15 protein-coding genes and 4 tRNA genes are annotated in these 19,978 nt (G+C 63.2%); all 19 read right to left on the bottom strand.

The genetic code is table 11. From position 1 onward, the window contains the following. Complete coding sequence (locus DWW73_RS08460) at positions 1–621, bottom strand: ATP-dependent Clp protease proteolytic subunit (RefSeq protein WP_022095182.1); 621 nt, start codon at positions 619–621, stop codon at positions 1–3. A 163-nt stretch (positions 622–784) separates the two neighbouring features. After that, positions 785–2,086, bottom strand: a complete 1,302-nt coding sequence (gene tig / locus DWW73_RS08465; protein WP_233509174.1) for a trigger factor — start codon at positions 2,084–2,086, stop codon at positions 785–787. Positions 2,087–2,174: 88 nt separating this feature from the next. Beyond that, a tRNA-Leu gene (locus DWW73_RS08470) sits at positions 2,175–2,258 on the bottom strand. A 140-nt stretch (positions 2,259–2,398) separates the two neighbouring features. Further along, positions 2,399–5,230 (bottom strand): molybdopterin cofactor-binding domain-containing protein, encoded by a 2,832-nt coding sequence (locus tag DWW73_RS08475; protein ID WP_117779321.1) that lies wholly within the window; start codon positions 5,228–5,230, stop codon positions 2,399–2,401. After that, positions 5,230–6,132, bottom strand: coding sequence for a xanthine dehydrogenase family protein subunit M (locus DWW73_RS08480; protein WP_199413500.1), 903 nt, complete (start codon positions 6,130–6,132; stop codon positions 5,230–5,232). Before DWW73_RS08480 ends, DWW73_RS08475 begins: the two co-directional genes overlap by 1 nt. A 132-nt stretch (positions 6,133–6,264) precedes the next feature. Further along, the gene (gdhA, locus tag DWW73_RS08485; RefSeq protein ID WP_117779323.1) at positions 6,265–7,620 is read right to left on the bottom strand and encodes an NADP-specific glutamate dehydrogenase; all 1,356 of its coding nucleotides are present in this window, start codon (positions 7,618–7,620) and stop codon (positions 6,265–6,267) included. Positions 7,621–7,882: 262 nt separating this feature from the next. Next, positions 7,883–7,979 (bottom strand) — tRNA-Sec (locus DWW73_RS10155). Between the two features lie 214 nt (positions 7,980–8,193). Further along, positions 8,194–10,164 (bottom strand): selenocysteine-specific translation elongation factor, encoded by a 1,971-nt coding sequence (selB, locus tag DWW73_RS08490; protein WP_117779324.1) that lies wholly within the window; start codon positions 10,162–10,164, stop codon positions 8,194–8,196. Further along, complete coding sequence (gene selA / locus DWW73_RS08495; RefSeq protein WP_158563807.1) at positions 10,161–11,618, bottom strand: L-seryl-tRNA(Sec) selenium transferase; 1,458 nt, start codon at positions 11,616–11,618, stop codon at positions 10,161–10,163. The genes selB and selA overlap by 4 nt, the downstream gene beginning before the upstream one ends. Before the next feature lie 184 nt (positions 11,619–11,802). Next, positions 11,803–12,639 (bottom strand): formate/nitrite transporter family protein, encoded by an 837-nt coding sequence (locus DWW73_RS08500; protein WP_117779326.1) that lies wholly within the window; start codon positions 12,637–12,639, stop codon positions 11,803–11,805. A 308-nt stretch (positions 12,640–12,947) separates the two neighbouring features. Further along, positions 12,948–13,021: transfer RNA gene (locus DWW73_RS08505), tRNA-Gly, on the bottom strand. Between the two features lie 6 nt (positions 13,022–13,027). After that, positions 13,028–13,104: transfer RNA gene (locus DWW73_RS08510), tRNA-Pro, on the bottom strand. Between the two features lie 91 nt (positions 13,105–13,195). After that, entirely contained in the window at positions 13,196–14,554 is a 1,359-nt protein-coding gene (brnQ, locus tag DWW73_RS08515; protein ID WP_117779327.1) for a branched-chain amino acid transport system II carrier protein, read from the bottom strand. A 76-nt stretch (positions 14,555–14,630) separates the two neighbouring features. After that, positions 14,631–15,770, bottom strand: coding sequence for an aminotransferase class V-fold PLP-dependent enzyme (locus DWW73_RS08520; RefSeq protein WP_117779328.1), 1,140 nt, complete (start codon positions 15,768–15,770; stop codon positions 14,631–14,633). After that, positions 15,767–16,018, bottom strand: a complete 252-nt coding sequence (locus tag DWW73_RS08525; RefSeq protein WP_117779329.1) for a DUF3343 domain-containing protein — start codon at positions 16,016–16,018, stop codon at positions 15,767–15,769. The genes DWW73_RS08520 and DWW73_RS08525 overlap by 4 nt, the downstream gene beginning before the upstream one ends. Positions 16,019–16,037: 19 nt before the next feature. Next, on the bottom strand, positions 16,038–16,664 hold the full coding sequence (gene yedF / locus DWW73_RS08530) for a sulfurtransferase-like selenium metabolism protein YedF (RefSeq protein WP_117779330.1): 627 nt from the start codon (positions 16,662–16,664) through the stop codon (positions 16,038–16,040). Between the two features lie 59 nt (positions 16,665–16,723). Continuing rightward, positions 16,724–17,773: a selenide, water dikinase SelD gene (gene selD / locus DWW73_RS08535; RefSeq protein ID WP_117779331.1), complete on the bottom strand. Its 1,050-nt coding sequence runs from the start codon at positions 17,771–17,773 to the stop codon at positions 16,724–16,726. Between the two features lie 70 nt (positions 17,774–17,843). After that, on the bottom strand, positions 17,844–18,608 hold the full coding sequence (locus DWW73_RS08540; protein ID WP_117779332.1) for an acyl-CoA dehydratase activase: 765 nt from the start codon (positions 18,606–18,608) through the stop codon (positions 17,844–17,846). Between the two features lie 50 nt (positions 18,609–18,658). After that, positions 18,659–19,825, bottom strand: coding sequence for a double-cubane-cluster-containing anaerobic reductase (locus tag DWW73_RS08545; RefSeq protein WP_199413502.1), 1,167 nt, complete (start codon positions 19,823–19,825; stop codon positions 18,659–18,661). Positions 19,826–19,978: the final 153 nt, after the last annotated feature.

Consider the following 19,978-nt stretch of genomic DNA (forward strand, 5'->3'; position numbering starts at 1 on the left):
CTAGGCGTCCTTCGCGGCGAGATCGCGCGAGGTGACGATACGGTCGATCAGGCCGTAGTCGAGGGCCTCGGCGGCGGTCAGGTAATTGTCACGCTCGGTATCTGCCTGGACCTTCTCGATGGGCTGGCCCGAGGCATCGGACAGGATCTGGTTGAGCTCGCGACGGGTCTTCTTGATCTCCTCGGCAACGATCTCGATCTCGGTCTGCTGACCCTGGGCACCGCCGCTGGGCTGGTGAATCATAACCTTGGAGTGCGGCAGGCAGAAGCGCTTGCCCTTGGCGCCAGCCGAAAGCAGCACGGCGGCCATGGACGCGGCCATACCCACGCAAATGGTGGAGACCTGCGGCTTGATAAAGTTCATGGTGTCAAGAATCGCCAGGCCGGAGTAAACCTCGCCGCCGGGTGAATTGATGTAGAGCGAGATATCCTTCTCGGCATCCTGGCTCTCAAGATGCAGTAGCTGGGCAACGACCAGGTTGGCGCTGACGGAGTTGATCTCCTCGCCCAAGAAGATGATGCGATCGTTGAGCAGGCGCGAATAGATATCGTAGCTGCGCTCGCCGCGCGGCGTCTGCTCGATAACGTATGGCACGAGGGCGGAATCGAACTTAGCGATCATACGCATCTCCATTTCTCTCTTGCGGACCAAATTGGTTCTAGATAAACGTACGGTGCCCGCATGCTATGCATTGGCTGGCACCGTACGAAGCAACCGGATAATCGGCTTATAACTTTACCCCATCACGGGCGCATGCATGCGCTCGTGGGCAAGGTGGCGAGAATTACTCGGCGTCCTTGGCGGTCTCGTCGACCTCGGTCACCTTGGCGTTCTCGACCAGGTGGTCGACGGCCTTGGAGCGACGGATGGACTCGCGGACGGCAGGCATGCGGCCATCGGCGATGAACTCAGCCTTGGAAGCCTCGACGTCCTTGACGCCGGCCTTCTCGAACTCGGCGTTGATGTCGTCCTCGGTGACCTCAATCTTGAGCTCGCGGGCGAGAGCGTCGAGCGCCAGGGACTCACGGGCAACGTCGTTGGCCTGCTTGTGCAGGTCGCCGATGAACTGCTCCATGGTCAGGCCGGAAGCGGGCAGCCAGGTGTCCAGGGTCATGCCGCGGGCAGCGAGGTTGGACAGGAAGTTCTGGCCAAGCTCCTCAAAGACGGACTGCTCGTAGTCGGCATCCATCTCGTCGAGCTGCAGGCGCTCGGCGAGAGCGGAGACGCAACGGTTCTCCTTCTCGGCCGGGAGGCGGGAAGCCTTGTCCTGCTCGATCTCGATCTTGATGGCGTCGCGCATAGCGTCGATGCTGTCGAAGCCAAAGTCGGACTTGACGAGCTCGTCGGTGAGCTCGGGGGTGTTGCGGACCTTGATGCCCTTGACGGTGACCTCGACGGTGTGGGTCTCGGCCTCCTCGCCCTCCTCGGCTTCGTCGGTCCAGGTGACGGACTTGACGTCGTCAACGTTGGCGCCGATCAGAGCCTCGTTGAACTCGGCGGGGTTGCTGTCGCTACCGGCGATGAGCATACGGCCCTCGGCGGCGAAGTTGTCGGCGTTCTCGACGGCCTTGAGGTCGACGGTGACATAGTCCTCGGCCTCGACGGCGCGACCCACGACGTCCTCGAAGGTGGCACGGTAGTTGAGGAGCATCTCGACCTGGTTGTTGATCTCGGACTCGGTGACCTCCGCAGGGGGCATCTCGATCTCGACAGCGTCGAAGGAGGAGAGCTCAGCGGCGGGACGCAGGGAGAACTCGACGGTGTAGGTGTAGTCCTCGTGATCCTTGGCGAGGTCGAGCTCCTTGTAGTCACCGCTCTTGGTGGGGACGATGTCCAGCTCGTTGAGGACGGCGGGCTCGTTGGCGGCGATCAGGTCGTTGGTGGCCTGAGCGAGGGTAGCCTCGGCGCCAAGAGCAGAGTCGATGACCGGACGGGGAGCCTTACCGGCACGGAAGCCCGGGAAGCGGTACTTCTTGGCGGTGTCCTTATAGGCCTTCTTGATCGCGGCGTCGACGTCGGCGGCCGGGATGGTGACCGTAGCGGTGAGCTTGGCGTCCTTGACGTCAGAAGCGGTGATGTTCAACACGTTCCTCCTCATACTGCCCAGCTTATCTGAGGTGCTGGTACCTTTATGCAACAAAGTGTCGCGACGGCCGAAGCCGACGCAGATGCGTTGGTGCGGGCGAAAGGACTCGAACCTTCACGGGAATCCCACCAGAACCTAAATCTGGCGCGTCTACCAATTCCGCCACGCCCGCATGAGCGCACAGACTAGGAATGATAGCAGATACGAACGACAAGCGCACGCACACGTTTTACAGGCTCACGACCTCACCACGAGTGCGAAAGGCGGGGCGAGTTGCCCCGCCCCGCCCATTACGACTTGTTCGCTGACCCGCTACTCCCCCAGCAGGGCCTTCTCGGGCGTGATCGGCAGCGAGCGCACCTGGTGGCCGGTGGCGTGTGCCACGGCCGATGCAACAGCGGCGAGCGGCGTGTTGATGACGACCTCGCCGATCGACTTGGCACCAAAAGGACCCGTCGGCTCGTAGCTCGGCTCAAAGGCCACGCGAATGCTGCCGATATCCAGGCGCGTGGGCAGCTTGTAGCTCATAAAGTTGCCGGTGCGCAGGCGGCCGCGGTCGTCGTGCTCGACGATCTCGTAGAGCGCGTGGCCGATACCCTGGGCAATGCCGCCCTCGGCCTGGACGCGCGCGAGTGCCTCGTTGATCACGGTGCCGCAGTCGACGGCCGCCGCGTAGTCCACCACAGTCACCTTGCCGGTGGCCTTGTCGACCTCGACCTCGGCAATGCCGGCCATAAACGGCGGAGGAGAAACGGGCAGGCAGGCAGAAGCATGCGAGGTCAGTGCGTCGCCGCCAGCGATGTTCTTGACGCACAGGTTGGCAAAGTCGCGCAGTGTGAGGTAGCGGTTCTGCTCACGAGCGGCACGCTCGTCGGACAGGCGCACGTACTGGCCGTCGAAGACCACGTCGGCGGCGTCCACGTCCCACATCTGGGCGGCCTTGGCGCAGATCTTCTCGCGCAGCTCGGTCGCAGCGTTCTTGGCCGCCAGACCCGTCACGTACGTGCCCGAGCTCGCGTACGAGCCGGCGTCGAACGGCGAGACGTCGGTGTCCACGCCGCGCACCACGATCAGCGAGCTCTCCACGCCCAGCTCCTCGGCGGCAATCTGCGCCAGGATCGTGTCGACGCCCATGCCGTTATCGGTGGCGCCGGTGCCGATGGTAATGAAGCCGTCCTCTTCCAGGCGCATATCGATGCCGGCGATGTCGACATTGGAAATGCCCGAGCCCTGCATGGTGAGCGCACAGCCCAGAGCACGCACGCGGTCGCCCAGGTCGACGGCCAGCGGCTTGTCGCGCCAACCGATCATGTCCATCGCGCGCAGCAGGCAGCGGTCGAGTGCGCAGGCGTTGAGCTTTTCGTTGTAGTACTGCGGCATGATCTCGCCCTCGCGCACGATGTTCTTAAGGCGCAGGTCGGCGGGGTCCATGTGCAGCATGTCGGCGAGCTCGTTAACGGCGCTCTCCACGGCAAACTGGCCCTGGGTGGCACCGTAGCCGCGATACGCGCCGCCGCGGTTGGTATTGGTGTAGACAGCGTCCCAGCTAAAGCGGCTCGCCTTCACATGGTTGTAAATCGGCAGGCTCTTGTGGCCCGAAAGGCCGATCGTCGTGGTGGCGTGCTCGCCGTACGCTCCGGCGTTGGACAGCGTGTGCAGGTCGATGGCCGTGATGGTGCCGTCGTTCATGGCGCCCAACTTGACGGTCATCTGCATCTGGTGGCGCGAGTTGCCCGCGGTGATGGTCTCCTCGCGGGTGTAGCAGCAGTAGCTCGGACGGCCAGTCTGCTGGGTGACGAACGCCACGAAGATCTCGCAGCAGCCCGTCTGCTTGGAGCCAAAGCCGCCGCCGATGCGCGGCTTAATGACCTGCACCTGCGACTGCGGAATGTCGAGCGACTGCGCGACCATGCGGCGCACGTGGAAGGGCACCTGCGTCGAGGTGGTCACGGAGATGCGCCCAAACGCGTCGGTCGTCGCGAAGGCGCGGAAGGTCTCCATGGGCGCGGTCTGCGTGGCCTGGCTGGTGTAGGTGCGCTCAAAGACGATGTCGCTCTGGGCGAAGGCCTCGTCCAGGTCGCCAAAATCGCTGGTACCGCTGCACACCAGGTTGCGCGGGACATTGCCGCCCTGCGGGAACATAAAGGTCACGTCGCCCTCGGGGTGGACCACGATATCGTTATCGAGTGCCTGGGTAAAGTCGAGCAGGGGCTCGAGCACCTCATAGTCGACCTTGATGAGCTTGAGCGCCTTGTCGGCAGCCTCCTCGGTCTCGGCAGCGACGATCGCCACCTCCTCGTTTTGGTAGCGCACAAGGTTCTCGAGAATCAGGCGGTCGTAGGGACTCGGCTGCGGATAGCTCTGACCGGCGATAGTAAAGCGGCGCTTGGGCACGTCCTCGTAAGTGTAGACGCCCACAACGCCGGGCACCTTCAGGGCGCGCGACGTATCGATGGAGCGGATCTTGGCGCGGGCATAGGGGCTGCGCTTGAGTTTGACGATCAGGGCGCCGGCGGGCACCATATCGCCCGTGTAGACGGGACGGCCCTCGAGCAGCGCCTTCGAGTCCTTCTTGGGCTGCTTATGGGTGATCTGCTTGTACGAGACACCGTCGCAGCTGGTGTCGTTGACCGGCAGCTCGGGCATCTCAAAGCCCACCTGCACGCCGGACTCGTTGAGGAAGCGCACGATGGCGCGCAGCTGGCTCTCGTAGCCGCTGCAACGGCAGAGGTTGCCGGCGAGCTGGCGCGACAGCTCCTCGCGCGTGGCGACGAGGCTCGGGTCCTCCTTGGCGGCGCGTGCAAGCGCCAGCACGTTCATGATGAGGCCGGGGGCGCAAAAACCGCACTGCTCGGCGCCTTCGGCAGCCATCGCGCGGGCAAGCGCCTCGGACTCAGCCTTGAGACCCTCGAGCGTGGTGATGGTATGGCCCTCGACGCGCGCGGCGGGAACCGAGCAGCTCAGCACCGGGTAGCCGTCGAGCCACACCGTGCACAGGCCGCAGTTGGTGGTCTCGCAGGCGCAGCGCACCGACGCGCAACCCTGCTCACGCAAAAGCGAAAAGAGCATGGTATCGGGGGCAATCTGAACCTTGACCTTGCGGCCGTTGAGCGTAAAGGAAAGATCGATAAATTTGGCAGCCATTAGCGCACCTCGCTAGAATCGACGCCGGGCACGCGGCGGCAGGAATACTCGTCCGTGGCAAACTTAGGGACCTGCACGGTCTCGAGCTCGCGGGCAAGCGCGGCCGAAAGCTCGATGCCGGCGGCGCGGCGCACGGCCTGGACGGCGAGCGGGGCAGAGATGCGACGGCGGTAGTCGGCCGAGCCCCACAGGTTGGTTCCGTAGCTCAGGGCACGCACGGATGCAGCAAGGGCGCGAAGCTCGTCCTCGGAAGGCTGCTCGTTGGTAAGGCCGCACGCCACGCCCTGCAGCAGGGTCGCGCGCAGCGGGCGGGCGCCCACGGTGACGTGCCAAGTGTTGTTCCACCAGGCGGCGGTGACGTTCAACGAGGGGAAGTCGGTCGCGGCCTTGCGCACGGCCTCGTAGCTCGCACGGTAATCGTGTTTAACGACCACGACGTGCTCGATCACGTCGCGCACGTAACCCATGTCGACGAACTCGGCGAGCGGCACGCGGCCGGCGCCCGTCAGCTCAACATACGAATCGAGCGCCAGGAACGCCGAGAGAACGTCCGAGAAGCCAAAGCGGCCATAGATGCTGCCGCCCACCGTGGCGGTATTGCGAAGCTGCACGCCCACGATGTCGTGAACGGCAAACTCAAATACGTTGTTGACGAGCGCGTTGAGCTCGGCATGGCGCTCGAACTGGCGCAGGGTGCACATGGCACCGATGCGAAACTCGGTCTCGGTCTCCTCGATCTGATCGAGTCCGCAGGCCGAAAGGTCAATCGCCGTCGCCACGCGACGGGAACCAAGGCGCATCCAGATGCCGCCGCCCACAATCTTGTTGTTGCGGTTTTTCTGCAAGAGCTCATAGGCTTCGGCCGCGTTTCCAACACGGACGTAGGTACCGAACTTGAGCACGTTCTCCCCCATCTCTTCACTTGTCCAGTGTCCTCTAGTGTACCAAACGAGGGCGCACGGCCCTCACCACCATAGAAAAAGGCTCCCGGCACAAATGCTGGGAGCCTCATCAGTTGCTATGTCGAGCTGGATTTAGCAGACGCCCTGGGCGAGCATGGCGTCGGCGACCTTCAGGAAGCCGGCGATGTTGGCGCCCATGACGAAGTTGCCCTCCTCGCCGTACTCCTTGGCGGTGTCGTCCACGTTGTGGAACATGCCGCGCATGAGCTGCTCGAGCTTGCCGTCGACCTCCTCGAAGGTCCAGGACAGGTGCTCGGCGTTCTGGCTCATTTCCAGGCCGGACACGAGCACGCCACCGGCGTTGGCAGCCTTACCAGGCATAAAGGCGACGCCGTTCTCCTGGAAGTAAGTCGTGGCCTCGATGGTCGTGGGCATGTTTGCGCCCTCGCCGACCACCTTGCAGCCGTTGGCGACGAGCGCCTGGGCGTCCTCGAGCAGCAGCGTGTTCTCGCGAGCGCAGGGCAGCGCGATGTCGCAGGGCAGCTCCCACACGCCGCGGCCGTCGCCCTCGTGCCACACGGCGTTGGGCTTCTCGTCAACGTACATGGCGAGCGTGACGCCCTTGTCGTGGCCGGAGCGCTTCTGGTTGTAGACGTGCTCGAGCACGGAGTAGTCGATGCCGTCGGGATCCTCGACCCAGCCGTGGGTATCGGAGCAGGCAAGCACCTTGCCGCCGAGCTGGGAGACCTTCTGGACGGCATAGATAGCAACGTTGCCGGAACCGTGAACGACGACGTTCTTGCCCTCGAAGGAGTCGCCGCGGCTCTTGAGGTACTCGTCCACAAAGTAGACCAGGCCGTAGCCGGTGGCCTCGGTACGGGCGAGCGAGCCTCCAAAGGAGAGGCCCTTGCCGGTGAGGACGCCGGTCCACTCGTTGGTCAGGCGCTTGTACTGACCGAACAGGTAGGCAACCTCGCGGCCACCAACGCCCAGGTCGCCGGCGGGAACGTCGGTGTTGGGGCCAATGTGGCGATAGAGTTCGGTCATGAAGGACTGGCAGAAGTGCATGATCTCGTTGTTGGACTTGCCCTTGGGGTCAAAGTCGGAGCCGCCCTTGCCGCCGCCCATGGGAAGGGTGGTCAGGCTGTTCTTGAGGATCTGCTCCAGGCCCAGGAACTTGAGCATGCCCAGGGTGACCGTCGGGTTAAAGCGCAGGCCGCCCTTGTAGGGTCCAATGGCAGAGTTGAACTCGACACGATAGCCGCGGTTGACCTGAACCTTGCCCTGGTCATCGACCCAGGGGACACGGAACATAACGATGCGCTCGGGCTCGACGAGGCGCTCAAGCAGGGCGGCCTCCTCGTACTCGGGATGGGCGTCGAGCGCCGGCTGGATGGTGCCGAGGATCTCGGTCGCGGCCTGGATGAACTCAGGCTGCTCGGGATAGCGGGCCTTGAGCTCGTCGAGAACTTTCTGCGTGTAGCTCATGCTTCCTCCAATGATGGGAAACGAAAAATGTTGATCGCGGCACCCCATGCGCCGCGAACTTTATCGTTTATGGATAATATCGCACTGTTGCGGGAAAATTTCGCATAAGCCGACGAGCAGATGTTTCGTTTTGATTACGATGCAGGTAGAAGCGTTTTTGAGCACCCGACGTACAAATCGCGTGTTTCGAAGCTGTTTCGTCCACATGGTCCATACCACCACAAAGAGGACAGGCACCTTTGTGGTGGTTGGCAGGATGCGTTGGCGGGAACGTATGTGAATCGAACACATCCAAGACGTTTTGCACGCCTCACAACGGTTTTGAGGACCGCGGGGCCCACCGGAGCCCATCCGTTCCCAAACGTGGCGGTATTTTACCAAACGCGCAGTGTCGCGCCACGAAAACGGCCCATCTACTACGTTTAACCAGCAAGGGTTAGCCATACCCACTTTTTCGTAACATCGGCAAGTCATCTACCTGCGGTTTTGTTTTTGCGGTTTTTGAAATGGTCGAGGGTAGTCACTTAAACGTAGTAGATAGGCCGGTTTTGTGGCGAACGGCGATTCGGAGCCCTAGCGCAGGGATCTGAGGCCGCCGGCCTCTTTGTCGAACGTCGTAAAACGCATCGCATCCAGGTGTTCCAGGATGCTAATGGCGCGCTTGCGTGACACGCCTAGGGCCTCGCGCAGCACGCTCGTCGTGGCAGCGCCGCCGTCGGCCTCGATAGCCGCGGCGACGACCTCACGCGCATGGGCCTCGGCGGCGGCAGACAAGGCAACGTCGCGTTCGATCTTAACGATCGCGCGGTTGAGCGAAAGCTCGCGCAGGGCACGCGTCATGGTGTCGCGATCGAGCTGCAGACGCTCACCCACCTCGGTCAGCGTCGCCGCACCGAGACCCGCCTCGTCGAGGGCGGCCACGATGCGCTGGCTCGCCTCGCGCACCACACGTATCGCCGCAGCGGCAGAGTGCGGGTCGAACACCTCGGCACCGTCGACGGTGCACACGCCGCGCGCACAGCCCTCGAGAACGAGCGCGGACGCGATGTCTTCGCCCGCTGTCGGCCAGGCGGCATGCGCGACCTCGCCCGGCGTGAAACCCGTCTGCTTGGGCGCGGCCCCGTGCATGGCGGCCAGCGCGACGGAGAGCGTGGCGAGGGCGGCATCGAGCACAGCGGGGGCGGCATAGAGCTCCTCGGTCGAGCGCTCGGCACGAAGCGCCACGGCGTCACCCGAGGAAACCGCCCCGTGCAGGAGCGCAGCCGCCTCGGCACCCGAAAGATCGAGAGCACGGACTGCGGCCGCGGCAGGCACGGGCAGGCGCTGCAGCCCCAACCATGCGGCAACGGCGGCGGCGCGGTCGTCGGCATCCAGGGCCCCGAGCAGCGCGCACTCGCCCGCGGAGAGGACGCGCGAGCGGCGACACCGCGAAAGAAGAACACGACCGCCGCCGATAAGCACCACCGGCGAGAACGCGAGCACAATGAGGCCGTCGCCCGATCGCACGGGAAGGCGCTCCTCCAGACGGACCTGCACGATGCGGGTCTCGCCAGCCTCAATGTGTCCCTCACCCTCCATGAGCATGATTCGGCCGAGGACCTCCGCCGTGCCCACCATCACATGAACGCGCGTACCGGACTCGAAGGGCGCGGGCTTGGTGCCCTCGCGCCCCAGATACGTGAAGCGGGCGATGAGCCTGAGCGTCGAGCCCTCGGCACCAGACCCGCAGAGGACCTCGCCACGCGGAAGGTCGCCCGCACCGTCGCCCACGATGTTGAGCGCCGCGCGCTGTCCGGGCAACGCCCGAGGAGTATCACCATGCACCTGAATCGCGCGCACGCGGCAGCGCACGCCCGCGGGACATGAGACGAGCTCGTCGCCCACCGCTACGGGGGCATCGTGAAGCGTGCCCGTGACGACCGTCCCGGATCCCTTGATGGTGAAGCAGCGGTCGATGGGCAGGCGCGGGGCCAGACCGGGGCGCACCGGGCGGGATGCGGCATCGGCCAGGAAAGAGTCGATGGCGGCATCGAGGGCAAGGCGAACGTCCTCGATGCCCACGCCCGTGCGCGAGGAAACAGGCACCACGGGCGCATCGGCAAAGACGGTATCGCCGAGGAAGTCCATCACGTCGAGCTCGGCGAGCTCCGCCGTCTCGTCATCGGCCAGATCGCGCATCGTGAGCGCCACCACGAGGTGCCTCACGCCCAACAGCTCCAACACGTACACGTGCTCTCGCGTCTGCGGCATCACGCCCTCGACGGCAGAAACCACCAGCAACGCAACGTCCACGCCGGTGGCACCCTGTACCATCGCGCGCAGGTAGTGCGCATGCCCGGGCACGTCGACCAGGCCGACAAGCTTGCCGCTGGGAAGCTCGAGCTCGCCAAAGCCGAGCTCCGTAGTCATGCCTCGGCGTCGCTCGACCTCCAGACGGTCGGGATTTTTGCCGGTCAGCGCCTCGATAAGGGCCGACTTTCCGTGGTCGACGTGTCCTGCTGTTCCAACGACAACGGGACATTCAACAAACTCGCGCGCACTCATCGATGCAAACCCGCCCGCACGGCATCGGCCAACGCGGACGCGCACAGATCAAGGTCGGTATCGTGCAAAAGCGTGCGAACGTCAAAAAGTACCTGGCCATGCTGCACGCGCGTCACGACCGGCGTATCGGGCTCCTGTACCATAGCGCGCTTTAGGCCATCGGCGGACAGGCGCCCATCGACGGGGCAAACGGCAACGCAAAAAGTTGGGAGCTCGACGGTCGGCAGCGAACCGCCGCCGGGAGTAGAGGCGCCCTCGACAACCTGCAGCTCCACGGCCTCCTCGCACTGAGCCTCGCGAAGCTTGCGCAGCATGCGGTCGAGCAGGCGCTTGGCCTGGCGCTCGAGCGGAGCCGGCGCGCCGGAAAGCATGTTGAGTACCGGGATCTCCCGATGCGCCGCATCGGGACCGGTCACATACAGTCGCAAAGTGGCCTCGAGCGCCGCAAGCGTGAGCTTGCCAGGGCGAAGCGCGCGCATAAGAGGATGCGAGGCACAGGCGGCGATTGCCTGGGCGCTGCCGAGAATAATGCCTGCCTGCGAGGCGCCGAGCAGCTTGTCACCCGAGCACGAGACGACGTCAACGCCAGCGCAAAGCGAGGCGGACACGGGCTTCTCCCCCGCATCGGCGAGCACCCCGTCTGCAAGCAAAGCGCCCGAGCCCTGATCCTCGTACAGCAACAGCCCGTGCTCATGCGCCAGCGCGGAAAGCTCCGCCGCGGAAACCTCCTCGTGGAAGCCCTCGATACGGTAATTAGAAGGATGAACTTTCAAGATCATCGCCGTGTTGGGCGTAATGGCGCTTCGATAATCGTCCAGATGTGTGCGGTTGGTAGAGCCAACCTCGACAAGCTTGGCACCCGAAGCCGCCATGATGTCGGGGATGCGGAAGCTGCCGCCCACCTCGACAAGCTCGCCGCGGCTCACGATGACCTCTTTGCCAGCCGCGTGCGCGGCAAGCACCAGCAGCACCGCGGCGGCATTGTTGTTGACAACCAAGGCGTCCTGCGCCCCCGTGAGCGTGCGCAGCAGGCGTGCGGCATGCTCCTTGCGGCCCCCGCGAGCGCAGATTGAGACGTCATACTCAAGCGTGCTGTAGCCTCGGGCGACATCGGTCACCGCCTGCACCGCCGCGGGAGCGAGCGGAGCGCGGCCCAGATTGGTGTGAATCACAACGCCCGTCGCGTTGACGGCAGGGCGCAGGGTCGGCAGCGACAGGCGATGGGTCCGCTGCTCAATTGCCAAGGCGAGCTCGCGCTTGTTCCTTGCAGGGGCGCCGGAGCGAATCGCCGCGCGCTCGGCATCGAGCTCGGCGTCAATCGCCTCGCGTACCATCGTGTCGCCTGCATCGCCAGCAGCCTTCATGACCGGCCACTCGGCAAGCAACTCGTGAACGGCGGGAATGGAACGCAGGCGGCCGCGCACCTCGGCAGACATGGATTCGCAGTCGCTCATGAAAAGCCTTTCGACATGTTCAATAAAAAGCTGGTCCCCCGCGATCGTCATCGGGCAAAAAAATACCGGCGCGCACGCAAAAGAGACAGGTCCATTATGGCAGCTCGTGACAAGACGTCGAAGCGCCTCGTCCAAAACCTGCCAAATAAACCTGTCCCTCTTTGGTCGGTTATGGCTTGGGTCCTTAGGCCTCCCTGTTGGCGTAGATAAACCAGTAGCCCAGCGCCACGATCAGGGCGCCACCCACGATATTGCCCAGCGTGGCGACCGTAAGGTTGAGCGCCAACCCGGCAGCGTTGAGGGCATCGGCGCCAGCGACATCGGCTCCATAGCCGCAGGAGTGCATCAAAATGCCCATAGGCAAAAAGTACATGTTGGCAACGCAGTGCTCAAAACCGCAGGCCACAAAGGCGGCAATGGGCAGCAGAATGCCCACGACCTTATCGACCACGGTCTTGCCGGCGGTACCGATCCATACGGCCAGGCACACAAAGATGTTGCACAGAATGCCGCGGAAGAAGATGGTGACGGCGCCGATCGTAACCTTACCGGCGGCGACACTCACCATGGTGTTGGCGACGGCCTCGCCGTTGAGTTTGTAAATGGCTGCCATGTAAATCAAAAAGACAACGAACAGGGCGCCAGCAAAGTTGCCGATCCACACAATAGCCCAAGCCTTGAGCATCTGGACGAGCGTGATCTTTTTGCTCTTAAGCGCGCAGACCATAAGCGAGTTGCCGGTAAACAGTTCCGCGCCGCAAATGAGCACGAGCACCAGTCCCAGGCAAAAAGCAAGACCGCCCACGAAGCGCTGGGCGCCCCAGCAAAGCGTGGGATCGCTCAGAAAGACCGTGAAGAACAGGCCGCCGAAGGCGATGAACGCGCCGGCGAACATGGCGAGCAAAAAGGCCTTCGAGACCGGCAGGTTGGCCTTGGTAACGCCTGCGGCCTCGGTCTTCGCCTCGATCGCGGCGGGCGCCAGGCAATCGGAGGTGGGGTATTCTGCCTTACTCTGTGCCATGGAAATCACTTCTTTCTTACGATTCGGGACAAACGCTCCTGGTTCATTTGCCCTGCGAGGTCGGACGGTATAAAAATAAACGCGAGCCAAATTAGCATATTGGCCTGCGATTATATAGCTTGGAGCGGGCGACGGGAAGTCCAAGGATTTGCTTCGCTGCGGGCCTTCGGCCCTTGCGTGCTGCGCTGGAAAATGCTCACGCATTTTCTCAGCTCCGCACCCTGGCGGGTTCGATTCCCGTCGCCCGGCGCGTAAACGAAAACAGCTCTGATCCCCAAAGGAAACCAAAGCCGTTAAAACAATTCTTATGGAGCGGGCGACGGGAATCGAACCCGCGTCATCAGCTTGGAAGGCTGGGGTTCTACCATTGAACTACGCCCGCAAGATATGGTCGGGACGACAGGATTTGAACCTGCGACATCCTGCTCCCAAAGCAGGCGCGCTACCAAACTGCGCCACGTCCCGAAGGTGTTGAGCAGCTAAGGTCTAAACCTTGCGTGTCCCAAAGCGAAGGAAATTATAGGGGAGACTCCCCGCCTGTGCAAGCATTGATGCCTTAGCTCCTCGAATGTGCAACAAAACGACTATGGAGCAGACCGATCACAAATGCCACCACGGCAACCGGCGCCCACGCGGCACCGATATCTGCCAGCGGCAACGCATCGAACGGCAGCCACGCGCCAGCAAAGAACGCGTCGCGAACCGAGGTGATCACACTCTGCACGGCAACCACACCGCCAACCCAGACCCACACCTGCGGATGCGCGTCGCAAAAGCCGTGCACCAGGCCCATCAGTACCAGCACGATGGCAACGGGATACAAGGCGTTGAGCATAGGCACCGAGAACATGAGGATCACGTCGAGACCCACGTTGGAGAGCACGCACGAAAACGCTGCGAACACAAAGGCGAGAACCGCAAAGGGACGGCGCATGGCCTCCTCGGAGGCCTCCGCTCCCCCTTTAACCACATACGTCTCGCAGAAGTAACGCGAGCAGCAGCTGATGAGGCCGATGCACACGTTCATGCAGGCAAGGAAGAAGATGGCGAAGACCACGACCGTGCCGGCAAGCCCAAAATGCATGGAGGCCGAACGGGCGAGGATGGCGGCGCCGTTGGTAGCGTCGGGCATCACGGTGCCGAGCTGCATACCGGCAAGACCCAAGCCGCAGTAGATGATAGCCATGAGCACGCCGGCGATCACACCGGAACGCGAAATCTCAAAGGCCACGCGCTTGTCATCGGTAACACCCAGCTCGTGGATGGTCTCGGCGATGATGATGCCAAAGGCGAGCGACGCGAGCAGGTCCATGGTCTGATAGCCAGTCAGAAAGCCCTGCACGGCAGCACCGGCATCGTAAGGGGCCTGCGGCGCGGCAGCCGGTCCCAGCGGCGAGATCACGGCAGCACCCACGACCAGCACGATGAGCGCAATGAGCGCAGGGCCCGTAATGCGGCCGAGCACACGCGTGATGACGCCTGGACGCAGCGTGAGCGCAAACGCGACGACGAAGAACCCGATGGCAAACACCAGACGTGCCGTGCCGAGCGAAACGCCCTCGGGTAGCAGCGGCACCAGCATTTCGAACGCCGTAGAGCTTGTGCGCGGAATGGCCAGGCACGGACCGATGGCCAGGTAGACCGCCGCAACGAAGAATTCGCCAAACTTAGGATGCACACGCCCGGCCAGCTCTCGGGCCGTGCCAGCGAGCGCGACGGCGATAAATCCCATAACGGGCAGACCGATAGCGGCAATCAAAAAGCCGATCATGGCAACCGGCGTGGCAGAACCTGCCTGCAGCGCCAGCAGCGGCGGAATAATGAGATTACCGGCGCCAAAGAGCATCGAGAACAGCGCAATGCCGACGGTAACGACATGGTCGGAACGCAGACCGCGCGGGGCGGATGAAGCCATAGGCACACCTTTCGGGTCGAAACAAAAACGGGACGGGCAAAATACCCGTCCCGCAAGTATAAACGGTCCAGCAGCTTTAGCAGGCTAAATTGCGCAGAGCATCGATAGCCGTGTCGACTTCTTCGGTCGTGTTGAAATACCCAAACGAGAACCGAACCACGCCCTGGCGCTCGGTTCCCAACGCACGGTGCATGAGCGGAGCGCAATGGGCGCCGGGGCGCGTCGCAATCCCCCACCCTTGCATGAGCGCGTCCGAGATCTCGGCAGAGTCGATATCACCCACGTTGAGCGACACGATCGCAGAGTGCGCCGGCTGGTCAAAGGCACCGTAGAGCTTAATCCCCGGAATCTCGCACACACCGGCAAGGAAGCGATCGGCGAGCGCACGCTCGTGGGCAGCAATCGCCTCGACCCCACCCTGGGCCTCGATAAAGTCGAGGCCGGCAGAAAGGCCCGCGATGCCGTGGCCGTTGAGCGTGCCCGCCTCAAGGCGCGTGGGCCACTCAAGCGGCTGCAGCGTATCGAAACTGTGCACGCCCGTGCCGCCCATGGCCCACGGTGCCACGTCAATGCCCTCCGCCACGGCCAGCCCGCCGGTGCCTTGGGGTCCCATGAGCCCCTTGTGGCCGGTAAAGCACACGACGTCGAACCCCATGGCTTGCATATCGATATGCGCCGTACCGGCAGACTGAGAGGCATCGACGATCACCAACGCGCCGACCGCATGGGCGATGGCAGCCACACGCGAAACGTCGACCGCGTTGCCGGTCACATTGGAAGCGTGCGTCACCACCACGGCACGCGTACCGGGCGTGACCAACCGCTCGAGCTCGTCATAGTCGAGCACGCCGTTCGCGTCACAGCCCGCATGCTCAACGGTCACACCCCGCTCCACTGCCAGGCGGTTGAGCGGACGCAGCACGGAGTTGTGCTCGAGCACCGTCGTGACCACGCGGTCGCCGGGGCGCACCACGCCACAGATGGCGGTGTTGAGCGCCGCCGTAGAGTTGGGCGTAAAGCACACATGGTCCGCCCTCGGGCAACCTAAAAGGCGCGCGAGCTTGGCACGGCAACCGTGAATCGTACGAGCGGCATCGAGGGCACCCGACGTGGCGCCGCGCCCGGCATTGCCGAGCGAGCACATCGCCTGCGTCACGGCATCGATGACCGTCTGCGGCTTGTGCATGGTCGTCGCCGCGTTATCCAGGTAGATCATCGCACGACCTCCCACATATCAATCACGGTATAGCCCTCGGTGGGAACGCCCGCCGCGGCGAGTTCGCCGCGCAGCAGCTCCTCATCGGCAGGCAACGCCTTCCACGCCAGACCACAGCCGGCAGCGACCTCCCCGGGCACGGGAATCGTTCGCCCGGGAAGGCCGCGCTCGATGCACAGGGACTCGCAGCCCATGACGGCCGCCGTGGTGGGAAACGTGATGACAAGCGCCGGGCGCTTCTCCCTCATGGCAACTCCAACCAATACGCTACGGGCGCACGACGCGCACGGCCTGCTCCATCTTCTCCACGATCACGTACATGTTGGTGACCTCGCCCACCGCAAGCTGGTCCTTAATGCCAAAGTGATCGAGGCAGGTGCCACAGGTAAGGATCTCAACGCCCTGCTCGGCCAGGCCCTTCAGGTCGTCGAGCACCGGCGAGCCCTCAACGGTGAGCTTGGCGCCGCCGTTATAGAACAGCATGGTCGCGGGCAGCTCCTCCTGCTGCGTCACGGCAAAGATGAAGGCCTTCATGAGCTTGTGGCCCAGCTCGTCGTCGCCGCGGCCCATGCAGTCGGTGTAGACGGAAATGACGAGCTTGCCCTTGCCGGCGCTGGCATCACAGAAGGCAGCGCCATCCTGCTCTGGATCGGCCACGGCAACGGCGCCAGAGGTCGCCACGGTCACGTGCCACTCGGCGTCAGAAACCTTCTCGACCGAGGCCGTGCAACCTTTCTCCTGCGCCATCTTGGAGATGTTCTTGACGGCGGTCTCGTTGTCGACCGAGGTCACCACAGCACCCTCGCCATCAAGCTGCTTCAGAGCTTTGAGCGTCTTGACGACGGGCAGCGGGCAGGCATCGCCCATGGCATTAACTTCAATTTTGGTAAACATAGTTTTTCCTTTCAAAAGGGACCGCCCAGAACAACGAACGGTCGCATAAACGGTTTTCCTTAATGAACAACGCGAACGGCAGGACCGCCCGGCTCCGCCTCGCACACGCGCCCGACGACGGCGGCGATACGTCCCTCGGCATGTAGACGGCGCGCAAGCTCATCCACATCGGCAGCAGGCGCCGCGATGAGCAAACCACCCGCGGTCTGCGGATCGTACAGTGCATCCAACATGCCCGGCTCCAGGTCCTCGTCGGCAGCCACGCGCGGGCCAAAGAAGTCCTGGTTGCGGTAGGCACCGGCAGGAATAATGCCCAGACGCGCCATATCGAGCACCTGGTCAAAGAGCGGCACCGCCCCCGACGCAAGTTCAATCTGCACGCCCGAGCCCTCGGCCATCTCGCACGCATGCCCGATCAGGCCAAAGCCCGTGATGTCGGTGCAGCCGTGAAGCTCGAGTCCCTCGGCCAGGCGAATCGGGGCCTCGTTGAGGGTACGCATCGAGTCAAACATGGCTGCGGCCTCGTCCTGCTCGATGAGCTCGCCCTTAATGGCCGTGGTGATGATGCCCGAGCCGATCGCCTTGGTCAGCAGCAGAACATCGCCCACGCGTGCGCCGCTGTTGGCGAGCATGTGGTCGAGTGGCACAAAACCGCTCACGGACAGACCGTACTTGGGCTCGTCGTCGTTGATGGTGTGGCCGCCCGCGATGGAGCAACCCGCCTCGACGCACTTATCGGCGCCGCCCGCCAGAATCTGACCGGCAACTTCAACGCCCAGGCAACTGGGTATGCAAAGCAGGTTCATGGCATGGCTCGGCCGCCCGCCCATGGCGTAGATGTCCGACAGCGAGTTGGCCGCAGCGATCTGGCCAAACAGGAACGGGTCATCGACCATCGGTGGGAAGAAGTCGATGGACTGCACGAGCCCCAGGTTCTCCCCTACGCGGAAGACGCTCGCATCGTCGGAGGTATCGAACCCCACGAGCAAGTTGTCGTTATGCACATTGGGTAAGTCGCCCAGGACCTGGGCGAGGGCTCCGGGAGCCAACTTAGCGGCTCAACCGCTCGCGGCCGTCATGGACGTGAGCTTAATCTGATCGTCAGCCATCGATACCTCCTCTCATCGGTCAATCATTTCCTCCCAGTATACGCATGAATGCAGGCCCACGGCCGATGCATTAATCGAGCGCCTGTGCGCGAATCGCCGCGCCGATCGCTCCGGCAAAGCGAGCCTGGGGCGAGGTGGTCACCGGCGACCCCAGTAGCTCGCCCAACCGCTCCACCACGAAGGCGTTCTCGCACAGGCCACCGGTCAGGTAGTACGGGGCACCCGCGGCCTGCCCGGCCATGGTCGCCACGCGCGAGACCACGCTGTCGATCACGCCACGCGCAATGTTCTCGCGCGGCTCACCGCGACCGATCAGGCTGATGACCTCGCTTTCGGCAAACACCGTGCACATGCTGCTGATCTTGGTGGGCTCGCCGGAACGCGCCAGGTCGGCCATCTGCTGCTGGGAAATGCCTAGGCGGTCGGCCATGATCTCCAGAAAGCGCCCCGTGCCGGCGGCACACTTGTCGTTCATGGCGAACTTGGCCACGCGGCCGCCCTTGAGTTGGATGACCTTGGTATCCTGGCCGCCCACGTCGATCACCGTGCCCTGCTCGCCAAACAGGCGGACCGCGCCGGCACCATGGCAGGTGATCTCGGTCACCACCTTGTTGGCATAGGGCACCGCGACACGGCCGTAGCCAGTCGCGATCACGCGAACATCGTCGCCCGTCACGTCATAGCCGGCTGCGGCGAGCTCACCGCGTAGGCGCTCGGCCGCATCGACCGACGAATACCCCGTCGGCATGACGCAGGTCCACGCAATGGCGTTGTCCGTCTCCACCACCGCAGCCTTCGCGGCCGTCGAGCCTATGTCGATACCAATGCCAACCACGGCATCCTCCTTCTATGCGGCAAAGCAGCTATCCCTTTGCCGCATTTGTCCTACAGGGTCTCGATAAAGGCAGCGATGCGCGTCTCGATCTGGCCCATGTCACCGTTGCTGTAGTCGGTCTCGATCTTCATATACGGAATACCCGCACCCTCGACAGCCTCCTGCATGCGCGCACTCTCCACGTTAAAGGTGTGGCAGGCCTGTAGCACGCTCTCTACCACGCCATCGACATGATACTTCTCGCACATGGCCAGCGTGTTTTCCATACGACCGTCGTTGGGCGTCATGACCGAGCAGTTGATGTCCAGGTAGCGGTCGGCGATGGCGCGCAGGATATCGGGAGCCTCCGGGTCGATCATCATGGCCGCCGTGCGCTCGCCCGAGCAATCGTCCATGCACACGACCACACCGCCGTTGGACTCGATGGTGCGACCGATCTTGTTGATTACGCCACCCACTGGGCAGCCAGTGATCAGAATGCGCTTGGCATCCGCCGCAACCGGGCGCTCGCCCGCGTCGTAGGTCTCGCGCAGCTTGGCAACCTTTTGCTCCAGCTGCTGCGTATAGGCCTCGATATCAAAGCTAAACGTACCGGCAAACATGGTGCTCATCAGGTCGACGCCGCTCATGGCCGCCGGCTGGTTGGCCTGCAGTGCAAACATCTCGAGCTGGGCCGCACGCAAGCGGTTGCGACGACGGACGGCAGCGCGCAGGTCATCGTCGGTAATCGTGATGCCGTAGAAGCCCTCGAGCTCCTCCTTGAGCAGGCGGCACTCCTCGTACCAGCCTTCACGCTCGTAGGCACGATCGCGACCCTGCGGAAGATGCAGAATGTGCGTGCGCTTGAGCTCGTTGAGTAGCTCGTACATCTTCTTCTTGCCGTCGCAGGTGGTCTCGCCGATGATCATGTCGCTAAAGTACGTAAACGGGCACTTTTGCGAGTAGGCAAAACCGTAGGTCGACTTGATGAGCGGGCACAGGTTTGCCGGCAGCACCTTCTCGGCCTCGGGAATCACCTCGTCGGACGTACCACACAGAGCCACGCTCGAGGCGCCCGCGGCATCGATAATCTCGAGCGGCGTATAGCTGCACAAAAAGCCGACCAGGCGATTACCCGCCTGCTTATAATCCTTGACGCGAATAAACGCCGCCTTGCGTTGCTCGTTGAACTCCTCAAACGTTCTGGGCAACGTAACCTCTTCGATTGCTTCAGCCATAACGGTTCCCCTCTCGAACCAAAAACGGATAACAGCGGTATCGATGCACGACGGACGGCGATTGCCCGGCCGTGCTCAAACCCGGAATTTTAGGGAACCTGCTTTGCGGTCGATGATTTAGTTGTGCGTCGTCTCTCCCGGAGCCGTGAACAT

Origin of the sequence: Collinsella sp. AF16-8 (assembly GCF_003462695.1) — a bacterium.
Lineage (GTDB): Bacteria > Actinomycetota > Coriobacteriia > Coriobacteriales > Coriobacteriaceae > Collinsella.